The sequence below is a fragment of the Stenotrophomonas pictorum JCM 9942 genome, assembly GCF_001431585.1.
Classification (GTDB): domain Bacteria; phylum Pseudomonadota; class Gammaproteobacteria; order Xanthomonadales; family Xanthomonadaceae; genus Stenotrophomonas; species Stenotrophomonas pictorum.
The window spans coordinates 20,090-34,890 of record NZ_LLXS01000010.1; the positions used below are offsets into that span (position 1 = coordinate 20,090).

At 64.0% G+C, this 14,801-nt stretch carries 11 protein-coding genes and 1 pseudogene; all 12 read left to right on the forward strand.

The window, feature by feature from the left end:
- The first annotated feature begins 52 nt into the window (after nt 1–52).
- The 12 genes and pseudogenes from ARC78_RS04350 (at nt 53) to ARC78_RS04405 (ending at nt 14,620) form a co-directional block, all read left to right on the forward strand.
- Nucleotides 53–1,471 carry a NarK family nitrate/nitrite MFS transporter gene (locus ARC78_RS04350; RefSeq protein WP_054656895.1) on the forward strand — a complete coding sequence of 473 codons (1,419 nt, stop codon included), beginning with the start codon at nt 53–55 and terminating at the stop codon, nt 1,469–1,471.
- Nucleotides 1,472–1,540: 69 nt separating this feature from the next.
- A complete protein-coding gene (locus ARC78_RS04355) occupies nt 1,541–5,284 on the forward strand; it encodes a nitrate reductase subunit alpha (protein WP_057505808.1) in 3,744 nt (1,247 codons plus the stop codon).
- Entirely contained in the window at nt 5,284–6,828 is a 1,545-nt protein-coding gene (gene narH, locus ARC78_RS04360; RefSeq protein ID WP_054656897.1) for a nitrate reductase subunit beta, read from the forward strand. Before ARC78_RS04355 ends, narH begins: the two co-directional genes overlap by 1 nt.
- Nucleotides 6,825–7,505 carry a nitrate reductase molybdenum cofactor assembly chaperone gene (gene narJ, locus ARC78_RS04365; protein ID WP_057505809.1) on the forward strand — a complete coding sequence of 227 codons (681 nt, stop codon included), beginning with the start codon at nt 6,825–6,827 and terminating at the stop codon, nt 7,503–7,505. Before narH ends, narJ begins: the two co-directional genes overlap by 4 nt.
- Nucleotides 7,502–8,209 carry a respiratory nitrate reductase subunit gamma gene (gene narI, locus ARC78_RS04370; protein WP_054656899.1) on the forward strand — a complete coding sequence of 236 codons (708 nt, stop codon included), beginning with the start codon at nt 7,502–7,504 and terminating at the stop codon, nt 8,207–8,209. Before narJ ends, narI begins: the two co-directional genes overlap by 4 nt.
- Nucleotides 8,210–8,212: 3 nt before the next feature.
- Nucleotides 8,213–9,109, forward strand: coding sequence for a peptidylprolyl isomerase (locus ARC78_RS04375; protein WP_057505810.1), 897 nt, complete (start codon nt 8,213–8,215; stop codon nt 9,107–9,109).
- A 23-nt stretch (nt 9,110–9,132) separates the two neighbouring features.
- A complete protein-coding gene (locus tag ARC78_RS04380) occupies nt 9,133–10,464 on the forward strand; it encodes an MFS transporter (RefSeq protein ID WP_054656901.1) in 1,332 nt (443 codons plus the stop codon).
- A 65-nt stretch (nt 10,465–10,529) separates the two neighbouring features.
- Nucleotides 10,530–11,720: an oxygen-independent coproporphyrinogen III oxidase gene (locus ARC78_RS04385; protein WP_054656903.1), complete on the forward strand. Its 1,191-nt coding sequence runs from the start codon at nt 10,530–10,532 to the stop codon at nt 11,718–11,720.
- Nucleotides 11,721–11,727: 7 nt separating this feature from the next.
- Nucleotides 11,728–12,514 (forward strand): annotated as a pseudogene (locus ARC78_RS04390) (helix-turn-helix domain-containing protein).
- A gap of 21 nt (nt 12,515–12,535) precedes the next feature.
- Nucleotides 12,536–13,276, forward strand: a complete 741-nt coding sequence (modA, locus tag ARC78_RS04395) for a molybdate ABC transporter substrate-binding protein (RefSeq protein WP_054656905.1) — start codon at nt 12,536–12,538, stop codon at nt 13,274–13,276.
- Entirely contained in the window at nt 13,276–13,962 is a 687-nt protein-coding gene (modB, locus tag ARC78_RS04400) for a molybdate ABC transporter permease subunit (protein WP_054656907.1), read from the forward strand. The genes modA and modB overlap by 1 nt, the downstream gene beginning before the upstream one ends.
- Nucleotides 13,952–14,620, forward strand: a complete 669-nt coding sequence (locus ARC78_RS04405) for a sulfate/molybdate ABC transporter ATP-binding protein (protein WP_054656910.1) — start codon at nt 13,952–13,954, stop codon at nt 14,618–14,620. Before modB ends, ARC78_RS04405 begins: the two co-directional genes overlap by 11 nt.
- The last annotated feature ends 181 nt before the right edge of the window (nt 14,621–14,801 follow it).

The window sequence follows — 14,801 nt, forward strand, 5'->3', positions numbered from 1 at the left end:
ACAGTAAAAGCACAGCAAGCCAGCGCCGTTTCATACCGCATTGGAGCCATGCATGACTGTCAGTGACGATGTCAAAACAGGCAAGAAGGCGAGCACAGGCCGGGTCATCACCGATTGGCGGCCCGAAGATCCCGACTACTGGGAACGCACAGGCAGGCGCGTCGCCACACGCAACCTCATCATTTCCATTCCCGCGTTGCTGCTGGCATTCGCCGTATGGGTGCTGTTCTCCTCGGTGACCATCAGCCTGCCGCGCATCGGCTTCAACCTCAGCACCGATCAGCTGTTCTGGCTGGTGGCGCTGCCCAGTCTCTCCGGGGCCACGCTGCGCATTTTCTACTCGTTCGTTATTCCGATCTTCGGCGGGCGCCGGTGGACCGCATTGTCCACCGCTTCGCTGCTCATCCCGACGTTGTGGCTGGGCTTTGCGGTGCAGGATCTGTCCACGCCCTACTGGGTGTTCGTGCTGATCGCGATGTTCTGCGGCTTTGGCGGTGCGAACTTCTCCTCCTCGATGTCCAACATCTCCTTCTTCTATCCCAAGCAGCGCCAGGGCTCGGCACTTGGGCTGAATGCGGGGCTGGGAAATGTCGGCGTCTCCGTATCACAGGCGGTCATCCCGCTGGTGATCACGGCAGGCGTGTTCGGCGCACTGGGCGGGGCGCCACAGCCGACCATGGATGGTGGCGAGCCGCTGTTCCTGCAGAACGCCGGCTTCATCTGGGTGCCGGGCATTGTCCTGTTCGCGTTGGCCGCGTGGTTCGGCATGAACGACCTGACCAGCGCCCGCTCCTCGTTCTCCGAGCAGGCCGTCATCTTCCGCCGCAAGCACAACTGGCTGATGTGCTGGCTGTACATCGGCACCTTCGGTTCCTACATCGGCTTTTCGGCCGGGTTCCCGATGCTGGTCAAAAGCCAGTTCCCGGAAGTCAACCCGATGACCTATGCCTTCATCGGCCCGTTGCTGGGTGCGCTGATGCGCTCGGTGGGCGGCAGCATGGCTGATCGCTGGGGCGGCGCACGCCTGACGTTCTGGGTGTTCGCGCTGATGATCGCCGCGGTGTTCGGCGTGCTGCACTTCCTGCCCAGCAACGGCCAGGGCGGCAATTTCTACGGTTTCCTGCTCTCGTTCATGGCCTTGTTCGTACTCAGCGGCATCGGCAACGGGACCACGTTCCGGATGATTCCGGTGATCTTCCGCACCCTGCATGAGCGCTTGTCGGCCAGTGAGGGGGCCGAAGGCAAGAAGGCCTCTGCCCACCAGGCCAGCATCGAATCGGCCGCGGTGGTCGGCTTCTCCGGCGCGATCGGTGCCTATGGTGGCTTCTTCATCCCCAAGAGCTACGGCACTTCGATCAGTTTGACCGGCAGCCCGGACATGGCGCTGTACGGATTCATCGTGTTCTACACCACGTGCCTGGCGGTGACGTGGTGGTGGTACTACCGGCGCGGCGCCGAGACGCCCTGCTGAGACAGCCACACAGCGTAGCCAGAAGACACACCCAGTCATGATGCAGAAGTTTGCGAACGGAGATTGACCATGAGCTACTTCCTTGATCGCTTGCAGTTCTTCAAGCGGGACCCACAACCCTTTGCCGATGGCCACGGGTTCAGCAAGAGCGAGAACCGCGACTGGGAGAACAGTTACCGCGCCCGCTGGCAGTACGACAAGATCGTGCGCTCCACCCACGGCGTGAACTGCACCGGCTCGTGCAGCTGGAAGATCTACGTCAAGAACGGCCTGGTCACCTGGGAAACCCAGCAGACCGACTATCCACGGACCCGCCCGGACCTGCCCAACCACGAGCCGCGTGGTTGTCCGCGTGGCGCCAGCTATTCCTGGTATCTGTACAGCGCCAACCGCCTCAAGTACCCGCTGATCCGCGGCACCTTGCTGCGCATGTGGCGGCAGGCACGCAAGACCCTGTCGCCGGTCGAGGCCTGGGCCAGCATCGTGCAGGACCCGGCCAAGTCGCGCGAGTACAAGCGCCGTCGTGGCATGGGCGGTTTCGTGCGGCTGAACTGGGACGAGGCCAACGAGATCATCGCCGCCTCCAACCTCTACACGACCAAGGAATACGGCCCGGACCGTATCGTTGGCTTCTCGCCGATTCCGGCCATGTCGATGGTGTCCTATGCCGCCGGTGCGCGCTATCTGTCGCTGCTCGGGGGCGCCTGCCTGTCGTTCTACGACTGGTATTGCGACCTGCCGCCGGCTTCGCCGCAGGTGTGGGGCGAGCAGACCGACGTGCCGGAATCGGCCGACTGGTACAACAGCCGCTACATCATCGCCTGGGGCTCGAACGTGCCGCAGACGCGCACGCCCGATGCGCATTTTTTCACCGAGGCGCGTTACAACGGTACCAAGACGGTGGCGATCTGCCCGGACTATTCCGAGCTGGCCAAGCTCACCGACCATTGGCTGCATCCCAAGCAGGGCACCGACGCTGCGCTGGCATTCGCTTTCGGCCACGTGATCCTGCGCGAATTCCACGTCGATACGCCCTCGCAGTACTTCCAGGACTACTGCCGCCAGTACTCGGACATGCCGATGCTGGTGCGCATCGAGCGCCGTGCCGATGGCCGACTCGTACCGGGCCACTTCCTGCGCGCCAGCGAACTGGGCGGGCTGGGCGAGAGCAACAACCCCGAATGGAAGACGCTGGCGTTCGATGAGAACAGCGGCGACATCACCGTGCCCAATGGTTCGGTCGGTTTCCGTTGGGGTGAGAAGGGCAAGTGGAACATCGAGCAGAAGGCCAGCGATGGCCATGAGACCCGCCTGCGGCTGAGTCTGGCCGATATCCATGACGGCATCGAGGCGGTGAGCTTCCCGTACTTTGGCGGCATCGAGAGCGACGGCTGGACCGCCGCGCCGGCCGAGGACGTGCTGGAGCGCAATATCCCGCTGCGCCGCCTGCCGCTGGCCGACGGCAGTGAGGCGCTGGTAGCCACCGTGTATGACCTGCTGCTGGCGCAGTACGGCGTGGATCGGGGTTTCGGCGGCGGCAATGTCGCCAGGAGTTTCGATGACAACGTGCCGGGTACGCCGGCCTGGCAGGAGCGCATCACCGGCGTGTCGCGCGCCGAGGTGATCGAGATCGCCCGCGAATTCGCCCGCACCGCCGACAAAACCCATGGCCGCAGCATGATCATCGTCGGCGCCGGCATGAACCACTGGTTCCACAACGACATGAACTATCGCGGCCTGATCAATATGCTGGTCATGTGCGGCTGCGTGGGCCAGACCGGCGGTGGCTGGGCCCATTACGTGGGCCAGGAAAAGCTGCGTCCGCAGACCGGCTGGCAGCCGCTGGCCTTCGGCCTGGACTGGAGCCGCCCGCCGCGGCAGATGAACGGCACCTCGTTCTTCTACTTCAATACCGGGCAGTGGCGTTACGAAAAGCTGCAGGTCAACGAACTGCTGTCGCCGCTGGCCGATCCTGCCAAGTACAGCGGCAGCCTGGCCGACCTCAACCTGCGTGCGGTGCGCATGGGCTGGCTGCCGAGCGCGCCGCAGCTGGACCGCAATCCGCTGCAGCTGGTGCGCGAGGCCGAACAGGCCGGCATCTCGCCGGCCGACTATGCGCTGTCCAAGTTCAAGGACGGTTCGCTGGACTTCGCCTTCGCCGATCCGGATGCCGCGCAGAACCACCCGCGCATGATGTTCATCTGGCGCTCCAACCTGCTCGGCTCCTCCGGCAAGGGCCACGAGTACATGCTGCGGCATCTGCTCGGCACCCGCCACGGCCTGCAGGGCAAGGACCTGGGCGAGATGGGCGCGGTCAAGCCCGAGGACGTGAAATGGCATGACGAGGCACCGGAAGGCAAGCTCGACCTGCTGGTGACGCTGGATTTCCGCATGTGCACCACCGCGCTGTACTCGGACATCGTGCTGCCGACTGCCACCTGGTACGAGAAGGACGACCTCAACACCTCGGACATGCATCCCTTCATCCACCCGCTGTCCAAGGCGGTGGACCCGGCCTGGGAATCGCGCAGCGACTGGGAAATCTTCAAGGGTGTCGCACGCACGCTCAGCGACATGGCGCCGGGCGTGCTCGGTGTCGAGAAGGACCTGGTGCTGGTGCCGACCCTGCACGACACGCCCAACGAACTGGGCATGCCGTTCGGCGTCGCCGACTGGAAGAAGGGCCAGTGCGAGGCCATTCCCGGCAAGACCATGCCGAGCATGGCGGTGGTCGAGCGCGACTATCCCAACCTCTACCGCAAGTTCACCTCGCTGGGCCCGCTGCTGGACAAGCTCGGCAACGGCGGCAAGGGAATGAGCTGGGATACCAAGCACGAGGTGGAATTCCTCGGCAAGCTCAACCACACCGTGCTGGACGAAGGCATCAGCCATGGCCGGCCGGCGATTGATACCGCCATCGACGCTTGCGAAGTGATCCTGCACCTGGCGCCGGAAACCAATGGCCATGTCGCGGTCAAGGCCTGGGAGTCGCTGGGCACCTTCACCGGCCGCGAGCACACGCATCTTGCGGTGGGCAAGGAACACGAGGCGATCCGCTTCCGTGACATCCAGGCGCAGCCGCGCAAGATCATTTCCTCGCCGATCTGGTCCGGCCTTGAAGACGACAACGTCAGCTACAACGCCGGCTACACCAATGTGCACGAGCTGATTCCCTGGCGCACGGTGACCGGCCGCCAGCAGTTCTACCAGGACCACGAGTGGATGATCGATTTCGGTGAGGCCTTCATGGGCTATCGACCGCCGGTCAACACCAAGACGGTGGCGCCGCTGCTGGGCAAGCGCTCCAACGGCAACAAGGAGATCGTGCTGAACTGGATCACTCCCCATCAGAAGTGGGGCATCCACAGCACCTACAGCGACAACCTGATCATGCAGACGCTGTCGCGTGGCGGCCCCATCGTCTGGTTGAGCGAGGACGACGCGCGCAATGCCGGCATCGAGGACAACGACTGGATCGAGTTGTTCAACGTCAACGGGGCGATCGCCGCGCGTGCGGTGGTCAGCCAGCGCGTGATGCCGGGCATGGCGATGATGTACCACGCCCAGGAACGCATCATCAATGTGCCCGGTTCGGAAATTTCCGGTACCCGCGGCGGTATCCACAACTCGGTGACACGCATCGTGCTCAAGCCCACCCACATGATCGGCGGCTACGCGCAGCTTGCCTGGGGTTTCAACTACTACGGTACCTGCGGCACAAACCGCGACGAGTTCGTGATTGTGCGCAAGATGGACAGGATCGACTGGCTGGACGGCGAAGAGACCGCAGTTTCCGCCCGGGAGGTGGTGTGATGAAAGTTCGTGCCCAGATTGCGATGGTGTTGAACCTGGACAAGTGCATTGGCTGTCATACCTGTTCGATCACCTGCAAGAACGTGTGGACCTCGCGCGAGGGCGTCGAGTACGCCTGGTTCAACAACGTCGAGACCAAGCCGGGTATCGGCTATCCCAAGGAATGGGAAAACCAGGAGAAGTGGAACGGCGGCTGGGTGCGCACCCGCGCCGGCAAGCTGGTGCCACGCGCCGGCGGTCGCTGGCGCATGCTGGCCAAGATCTTCGCCAATCCGGATCTCCCGCAGATCGACGACTACTACGAGCCGTTCGATTTCGACTACCAGCATCTGCACGATGCACCGGATCTGAAACACCAGCCGACCGCGCGGCCGCGTTCGCTGCTCACAGGCGAGCGGATGCAGAAGATCGAGTGGGGGCCGAACTGGGAGGAGATCCTGGGCACTGAATTCAGCAAGCGTTCGCGCGACTACAACTTCGACCAGGTGCAGAAGGAGATCTACGGCGCCTTCGAAAAGACCTTCATGATGTATCTGCCGCGCCTGTGCGAGCACTGCCTCAATCCGGCCTGCGTTTCTGCCTGTCCGTCTGGCGCGATCTACAAGCGTGAGGAGGATGGCATCGTCCTGATCGACCAGGACAAGTGCCGGGGCTGGCGCATGTGCGTGTCGGCCTGTCCGTACAAGAAGATCTACTACAACTGGAAGAGCGGCAAGTCCGAGAAATGCATCTTCTGCTACCCGCGGATCGAGATGGGCGAGCCCACGGTGTGTTCGGAAACCTGTGTGGGGCGTATCCGCTACCTCGGCGTGATGCTCTATGACGCCGACCGCATTGCCGAGGCGGCCTCGGTTGCAGCCGAGAAGGACCTGTACCAGGCGCACCTGGATATCTTCCTGGACCCGGAAGATCCGAAGGTGATCGAAGCGGCACGGGCCGAGGGTATTCCGGACAGCTGGCTGGAAGCGGCCAAGGCCTCGCCGGTGTACAAACTGGCCATCGACTGGAAGCTGGCGCTGCCACTGCACCCGGAGTACCGCACCTTGCCGATGGTCTGGTACGTGCCGCCGCTGTCGCCGATCCAGTCGGCGGCCGAGCGCGGCCGCGTCGGTATGAGTGGCGAGTTGCCGGACATCGCCTCGCTCCGCATCCCGGTGCGGTATCTGGCCAACATGCTCTCGGCCGGCGACGAGATGCCGGTGGTGCGTGCGCTCGAACGCCTGATGGCGATGCGCGCCTGGCGCCGGGCCAAGAACGTGGACGGTGTCGAGGACCACAAGGTGCTCGACCAGGTGGGGTTGACGGCGGCGCAGGCCGAGGACATGTATCGCTACCTGGCCATCGCCAATTACGAAGACCGTTTCGTCATTCCCAGCGCCCACCGCGAGTACGCCAATGATGCCTTCGGTGAGCGCGGCGGCTGCGGTTTCACCTTCGGCAACGGTTGCAATGGCGACAGCCCGGCGGATCTGTTCAGCCAGCGCAAGAGCACCACGTACGCGGTGCACCCCAACCGTCAACATCGTCATGAGGTGTCCAAATGAGCCTGCTGAAGTTGATCGGAGTGTTGCTGGACTATCCACGTGACGAGCTTTGGCAGCACGGCGAGGAGCTGCTCGAAGCCTGCGACGATCCGGCGCTGTCGCCGGCCCGACGCAGGCAGTTGCAGGGCTTCGTCCGTGACCTGCTGGCCACCGATCCGCTGGATGCGCAGGATCGCTGGTTGGCCACCTTCGACCGTGGCCGCTCGATGAGCCTGTTGATTTTCGAGCATATCCATGGCGAGTCGCGCGACCGGGGCCAGGCCATGGTGGATCTGATCGACGCCTATCGGCGCAATGGCTTTGAGCTCGATGCCAGGGAATTACCGGACTACCTGCCCTTGCTGCTGGAGTATCTGTCGCACCGGCCGCAGGCCGAGGCCAAGGACTGGCTGCACCACATCGGCCATATCGCCGGCATGCTGGCCGCGCGGGCCGCGGAACGTAAGCTGCCGCATGCGGTGTTGCTGGAGATCCTGGTGGAAATGGGCGAGGGCAAGGTTGACCTCGCGCTGTTGCGCCAGCGTGCCAGCGAGGAAGTGCGCGATGACACCGTCGAAGCCATGGACCGCCTGTGGGAGGAGGAGGCCGTGCGCTTTGGCACCGATGCCCCCTCGCAGGATTGCGATCCTCCCCACCGTTCACCCGCCCGCGCCGTGCACCGGGAGATACAGCCATGAACTACTACCTGAACCAGTTCGCCTTCCAGTTCTATCCTTATATCGCCGTGGCGGTGCTGCTTATCGGCAGCTGGGCACGCTATGACAAAGCGATGTACAGCTGGCGCACCGGCTCCAGCCAGCTGTTGTCCGACCGCGGCATGCGGATCGGCAGCAACTGCTTCCATATCGGCATCCTGGCGATTCTGGGTGGCCACCTGGTCGGACTGCTGACACCGCATGGGGTGTATGAGCACTTCATCACCTCCTCGCAAAAGCAGTTGCTGGCGATGGTGGTCGGTGGCCTCTTCGGTGCGCTGTGCTTCATCGGCATCGTGATCCTGCTGGTGCGCCGCCTGACCAATGCACGCGTGCGTGCCACCGGCAACTTCGGGGACGTGCTGGTGCTGGTGCTGCTGTTCGCGCAGCTGTGCCTGGGCATGTACAGCATCCGCATCTCGGCCGGGCACATGGATGGGAGCGTGATGGTCATGCTGGCCGAGTGGGCGCAGCACATCGTGACGTTCCGTGCCGGCGCTGCCGACTACGTCGAAGGCGTGCACTGGGTCTACAAGCTGCACATCTTCCTTGGCCTGACGCTGTTCCTGATCGCACCGTTCACCCGTCTGGTGCATGTCTGGAGCATCCCGATCAGCTATCTGTGGCGGCCGTACCAGGTGGTGCGCCGCCGCCAGGCCACGCTGCGCTACGGCCCGAGGGAGTGAGCCATGGGCAGCCTGCCAAGAATCCTGCCGATCACCGTGATCGACTCGGCCCAGCCGGTGCCGGTCGAAGCCGATCATCACCACGACGACGCGGCGCAGCAGGGGCCACGCTCGCTTGGGCAGCCGGCACCGTGCAGTCTGTTTGTCGATGACACACCCATCAGCGAGGCCGAGATAGCCCGCGAGATGCAGTTCCACCGCGCGATGCGGCCGGAACAGGCGCGTGCCGATGCCGCCCGTGCCCTGGTGGTGCGCGAACTGCTGCGTCGTGAGGCCCAGCGGCTGGGCCTGCACCAAGAGCAGGGCGACGGCGTCCATACGGATGAGGAACTGCAGATCCAGCGCCTGCTCGAGCAGCAGGTGGAGGACCGTGTGCCGAGCGAGAACGATTGTCGTCGCTATTTCGAGCAGAACCCCGAGCGCTTTCGTTCGCCCGACCGTATCCGCGTACGCCACATCCTGCTGGCTGCGCCCGCGGACGATATCGCCGGCCGCTTCAAGGCCCGCACCCAGGCCGAGCAGCTGATCGCGCAGCTGGCTGAGCAGCTGCATCTGTTCGCCGATCTGGCACAGCGTTATTCGCAATGTCCCTCGAGCAGAGAAGGTGGCGAGCTGGGATGGCTGCAGCGCGGCCAGACCACGCCGGAGTTCGATCGGCAGGTCTTCCGGCTGCGCCAGGGGTTGGCGGGCTTTCCGGTGGAATCCCGCTGGGGTTACCACGTGGTCAGTGTGGATGCGCTTGAAGCTGGGCAGTCGCAGCGCTTCGAGCAGGTCCACACACAGATCCGCGACTACCTGGAGCTACAGGTGCGCCAGCGCAACGTGCAGCAGTTCCTGTTGGAGCTGCGAGAGCGCTATCCCGTCCGCGGTCTTCAAGAAATTGAAGCCTTGGCCGAATGAACTGACGTTCTGGAGGAGTGGCGATGAGCCAAAGTCTGCAAGCAGTCACCCATGGGCAGCAACAACGCGCGTTGTGGTTGAGTACGTTCGCTTTCACCGTCTGTTTTGCGGTGTGGATGATCTTCTCGATCATCGGTATCCAGATCAGCGCGCAACTGGGATTGAACGACACCCAGTTCGGTCTGCTGATCGCCACCCCGGTGTTGACGGGCTCGTTGAGCCGGGTGTTCCTGGGCATCTGGGCCGACCAGTTCGGTGGCCGCAAGGTGCTGGTGCTGGTGATGCTGTGCGGCGCCGTCGCCACCTGGATGCTCACGTATGCGCACACCTACCCGCAGTTCCTGTTCGCCGCGTTGTGTGTGGGTATCGCCGGTGGCAGCTTCTCGGTGGGGGTGGCCTATGTGTCCAAGTGGTTCCCGGTCAGCAAGCAGGGAACCGCGCTGGGCATTTTCGGTGCGGGCAACATCGGTTCGGCAGTCACCAAGCTGCTGGCGCCGATGGTGATGGTGGCCGCCGGTTGGACCATGGTGGCCAAGATCTGGGCGGTCGGTCTGGCCGTTGCCGCCGTGCTGTTCTACCTCTTCAGCAAGGAGGACCCGCAGCTGGAACAGCGTCGCCGTGATGGCGTCAAGCCGATGCCGTTCTCCGAGCAGATGGCGCCGTTGAAGAACCTGCAGGTGTGGCGCTTCTCGCTGTACTACTTTTTCGTGTTCGGCGGCTTCGTGGCACTGGCGCTGTGGCTGCCGCATTATCTGGTGGGCGCCTACGGCATGGACGTGGCGACGGCTGGCATGCTGGCGGCCTGCTATTCGATTCCGGCCAGTCTGTTCCGCGTGGTCGGTGGCTGGCTGTCCGATCGCATCGGCGCCCGCCGGGTGATGTACTGGACCTTCAGCGTCTCGGTCATCTGCACCTTCCTGCTGGCCTATCCAGACACCGAATACGTGGTGAAGGGCATCAACGGTGAGCTTCGCTTCCACCTGGCCATCGGCGTGACCCTGTTCACCGTGCTGGTGTTCGTACTGGGGTTCTTCATGTCGCTGGGCAAAGCGGCGGTATACAAGCACATCCCGGTGTACTACCCCCACCACGTAGGTGCGGTAGGGGGTGTGGTAGGCATGATCGGTGGTCTGGGGGGGTTCATCCTGCCTATCGCGTTCGGCGCCTTGAATGATGCCGTGGGTATCTGGAGCAGCTGCTTCATGCTGCTGTTCGTGGTGGTGGCCGCAGCGCTGGCGTGGATGCATTTCGCGATCCGTCGCATGGAACGCCGACACTTCCCGCAGCTGGATGGCGAAACCGATCTGCCGGAAGCCATTGACGCCGGTGCCGCCGAAAAGCTGCGGCGCGTTTGATCTATATCAGGGAGCAGGGGCGCGGCGTGCGCGAGGATGCAGACATACCAGTGGAGACCGCCGGGATGGACGACACCTCGTTGCACGCCGCATTGCTGGAGCAGCCGCAGCATGTCCTGTTTCCTGCATCCGGGCAGCTCAGTCACGGGTTCGGCGAGGCAGGGTGGCGTGCGGCGATGCTGGCCAGCAACGAACACCTGATACCGCGCGACCTTACCTTGGGCTTCTGTGCCCCGCAGGGGGGCAGGGAGGATCCGGACGGGTTGCTTGAGGCGCTGCTGAACAGTCTTCGCCTGCATGCCAGCGTGGTGGCCGGTGATCGTGAAGTGGGCGCGATGGTGCTGCAGCTGGGCATGGCCGAGCATCTGCCGCCGCCGCTGCTTGGACGTCTCCTTGATGCCGTGCCACATCATCTTTCCACCATCGCCCGGCCACAGGTGGAGGTCAGGCTGGACGCGGCCAGCGGGATTGCGCCGGGCGCACTGCGTGAGGTGGGCTGCACGCGGCTGACCGTGATCGACCATGCCGGCGCCGATGGCCCGGCGGTGCTGGCGCAAGGCCTGCATGCCGGGTTCACCGCATGCTATTACCAGTTGCGCATACCGGCACGGGATGACCTCTCCTTCCTGCAACGCCTCCAGGCCGTGCTGGCGTCGGCACCCGATCGCCTGCTGCTGCCTGCGCCGTGTGTGCTGCCAAGCCAACCGGCAGCGGCGCACTGGCTGCAGGCCTGGCGAATGGTCCGTGCCGCGGGCTATCGCCCCATCGGCGGAGACCACTACCAGCGTCCTGACCTCACCCTGCCGGTACGCAATGGCGATGGCCAGCGCTACTGTGACTTGCTGGGCGTGCCGCGGCGCAAGCGCCACGACCTCCTCGGAATCGGGCCAGGCGCGAGCAGCCAGATTGGCAATGTCATGTGTGAGATCGAGTCGCAGCCGCAGCGGTGGCGTCAATGTCTGGCGGCGGGCCAGCCGGGTGTGGCAGCCGGGCTGATCCTGTCCGGGCAGGAATGTCTGGTTGACGAGGTGGTACAAAGTCTTGCGTGTGACCATGCACTGGACATGCGTGCATTCGAATGGCGCAACACCGTGCCATTCGAGGAGTTTTTCAAGGATGCGATGGCGCGGGTTCCCTCCTTCATCCAGTGCGGTTGGCTGCAGCGCGAAGGTCACGTGTTGCGGATCCAGCATGAAGGTGAGCTGTTGTGGCGTACGATTGCGGCGTGCTTCCGGCCTTCGACTGCTTCTGCATGATTTCGGAATGAATTCCTCCAGCCCAGCATCACGCGGTCCACCGGGAGCCGCCATCACCAATCCTGCCGCCGCCAACGACGGTGACGCCTTGAAATTCTGCAGCACCTGCGCGTTTTCCGATGCCTGCACTTCGCAGGGCTATGAAGGGCTATGACAAGGGCGCGCTCGCCGAGCTGCACGTGCTGGTCGATCATGTCGGACCCTATCACGCCGGACAGTACATCTTCCGCGCCGGCGAGCCGTTTGAGGCCATCGCCGCCGTGCGCGCCGGCGTGGTCAAAACCTTCATCGATGACAGCCTGGGAAACGAGCAGGTACTGGGATTCAGTCTGCCGGGAGAGGTGATCGGCCTCAATGCGATCCATGGTGAGCGCTATCCCTGCAACGCGGTGGCGCTGGACACCGTGTCGCTGTGCCGGATCTCGTTTCCCCGCCTCAGCCTGCTGGCAACACGGATGCCGACACTGCAGGCCAAGCTGTTCAGCCTGCTCAGTGCGGAGATCGGCAAGGCCGCCGTGCTGGCGGCCAATTACCGCACCGAGGAGCGTATGGCCGCATTCTTGCTGGATATCTCCGCCCGCTACAGCCGGCGCGGATTTTCAGCCAATCGCTTCAATCTGACCATGACCCGCTCGGAGATCGCCAATTACCTGCGCATGGCGCCGGAAACCGCCAGCCGGGTGCTGCGACGCCTGAGCGATGACAAGGTCATCCTGGTCAACCAGCGGGAAATCATCCTGCTGCAGCCGGAACGGCTGGCGCAGATGGCGGCCCAGGACGATGCGAACGCGTGATGCCCGAACCAGGACCTGTCCATGAACACGTTGTTGTCATTGGTACTGATGTTTGCCGCGATTCCGGCCGCCGCCGTCGAACTGACCGTGTCGGCCGCGTCAAGCTTGACCGAAAGCTTCCGTGAAATAGCCGCAGCCTATGAAGCGGTGAATCCAGACATCCGTGTGGATCTGAATTTCGCCGCCTCCGGTGTGCTGCTGCAGCAGATCGCGCGCGGGGCACCGGTGGATGTATTCGCCTCGGCCGATCAAGCCACGATGGCGCTGGCCGCACAACGTGGTCTGGTGGTGCCTGCGACGCGGCAGATATTCGCCGTGAACAGCCTGTGGGTGGTGGTGCCGCCGCAGGCTCGGGGAAAGCCGGCATCACTGGTGGCATTGGCCGAACCGGGAGTCAGGCGGATAACCATCGGCAATCCGGACAGCGTACCGGCCGGGCGCTACGCGCGCGAGGTGCTGCAGCAGGCGGGTCTGTGGCAAGCGCTGCAGCCGCGGATGATCAACACCCAGAATGTACGCCAGTCGCTGGACTACGTGGCACGGGGCGAGGTGGATGCCGGTTTCGTCTATGCCACCGACGCGCAGGCGATGCCTGGTCGCGTACATCGCGCGTTCCAGGTGCCGGTTCCGGGCGGCATCAGCTATCCGCTGGCAATGGTGAGAACGACGCGATCTCCCGCGCATGCACGTGCCTTCATGGCTTTCGTGCGTTCAGCGCAAGGGCAGGCCATTCTGCGCAGACATGGTTTCGGCAGTCCCTGATGGTCGACCTGGATTGGAGTGCCTTGTGGTTGTCGCTGAAGGTCGCCGGTTGGGCCACGCTGCTCAATCTCGTGTTCGGTGTCGCCTTGGGCGCGCTGCTGGCGCGGCGGCGCTTTCCAGGACGTGAGTTGCTGGACACGGTTCTCACTTTGCCGATGGTGCTGCCGCCCACCGTGCTCGGTTACTACCTGCTGGTACTGATCGGCAGCCATGGTCCGCTGGGAGCATGGCTGCTGGACAGCTTCGGTATCAATCTGCTTTTCACTTGGCAGGCGGCGGTGGTTGCCGCTGCAGTGGCATCGTTTCCGCTGGTGTTCAAGCCGGCCCGGGCGGCGTTCGAGAACGTCGACACCCAGCTGGAGCAGGCTGCGCGCACGCTGGGAATTTCCGAGATGGCGCTGTTCTTCCGGGTGACGCTGCCCTTGGCATGGCGCGGAATTCTGGCCGGTCTGTTGCTGGCGTTCGCGCGTGCGATGGGCGAATTCGGCGCCACCATCATGGTGGCTGGCAGTATTCCCGGGCGCACCCAGACCCTGTCCATCGCCATCTACGAGGCAGTGCAGGCAGGCAACGATGGACGTGCCAATCTGCTGGTGATGGTGTCCTCGGTGGTTTGCATCAGCGTGCTTCTGCTCGCCTCGCGGCTGGTGGGGCGACAGCCAGGAGGCACACGTGATGTGGCTTGAGCTGGAGATCGCCTGCCACCTGCAAGCCGCCGGCCAGCATTTCCATCTGCAGGCGGAGCTGCGTTGCAGCCAGCCCCGCGTGGTGTTGTTTGGTCCTTCAGGCGCGGGCAAGAGCCTCACACTGAAAGCCGTGGCTGGCCTGTTGCGGCCGGACAGCGGCCTGATCCGGCTGCATGGCCATACGTTGTTTAATGCCCGTGCGGGTGTCCACCTGTCACCACAACGGCGTCGGATCGGTTATGTGTTTCAGGACTACGCATTGTTTCCGCATCTGAGCGTGCGCCAGAACGTGGGCTTCGGTCTACAGCGCGGTTGGCGCAACCCGGCGCGCGGGAGCCGTATCGCGGCGGTGGAGCAGTGGTTGCAGGCGTTCCGCATCGAGCACATCGGCGATCTGCTGCCTGCACAGATCTCCGGTGGGCAGCGCCAGCGCACTGCACTGGCGCGCGCACTGGTGACGCAACCGCAGGCGCTGTTGCTGGATGAACCGTTCGCGGCGCTGGATCACCACTTGCGCGCGCACTTGCGTCAGGAGCTGGAGACGGTCCTGGACCAGACCGGCATTCCGCTGCTGCTGATCAGCCATGACCCGGAGGACATGGACATGTTCGGCCAACAGGTGACGCATCTGGTCGAGGGCCGGATAAAGAGTGGTTGATGGCTGTCCGCAGCGTGGCTGTGCCAATGATCGGCCCAGCGCTCGGGTGGAAGACCCTGGCGCGCCGCGCCGGCAGCGGCACGTCCATCAGAGGGAGCCAGCAGGAGCGCTGCTTGCCAGTTGCGACTTTGTGCGCGCGCTTTCCAGAGCGCGTGCTGCTTGGCGGGGCCTTGGCCTGAGG

Excerpts from the sequence above, each read along its gene's own strand:
- modB (WP_054656907.1), top strand. The coding sequence starts at position 13,276 with ATGGTCGACCTGGATTGGAGTGCCTTGTGGTTGTCGCTGAAGGTCGCC.
- ARC78_RS04375 (WP_057505810.1), top strand. The coding sequence starts at position 8,213 with ATGGGCAGCCTGCCAAGAATCCTGCCGATCACCGTGATCGACTCGGCC.
- ARC78_RS04350 (WP_054656895.1), top strand. The coding sequence starts at position 53 with ATGACTGTCAGTGACGATGTCAAAACAGGCAAGAAGGCGAGCACAGGC.
- narJ (WP_057505809.1), top strand. The coding sequence starts at position 6,825 with ATGAGCCTGCTGAAGTTGATCGGAGTGTTGCTGGACTATCCACGTGAC.
- ARC78_RS04405 (WP_054656910.1), top strand. The coding sequence starts at position 13,952 with ATGTGGCTTGAGCTGGAGATCGCCTGCCACCTGCAAGCCGCCGGCCAG.
- modA (WP_054656905.1), top strand. The coding sequence starts at position 12,536 with ATGAACACGTTGTTGTCATTGGTACTGATGTTTGCCGCGATTCCGGCC.
- narH (WP_054656897.1), top strand. The coding sequence starts at position 5,284 with ATGAAAGTTCGTGCCCAGATTGCGATGGTGTTGAACCTGGACAAGTGC.
- narI (WP_054656899.1), top strand. The coding sequence starts at position 7,502 with ATGAACTACTACCTGAACCAGTTCGCCTTCCAGTTCTATCCTTATATC.
- ARC78_RS04380 (WP_054656901.1), top strand. The coding sequence starts at position 9,133 with ATGAGCCAAAGTCTGCAAGCAGTCACCCATGGGCAGCAACAACGCGCG.
- ARC78_RS04355 (WP_057505808.1), top strand. The coding sequence starts at position 1,541 with ATGAGCTACTTCCTTGATCGCTTGCAGTTCTTCAAGCGGGACCCACAA.
- ARC78_RS04385 (WP_054656903.1), top strand. The coding sequence starts at position 10,530 with ATGGACGACACCTCGTTGCACGCCGCATTGCTGGAGCAGCCGCAGCAT.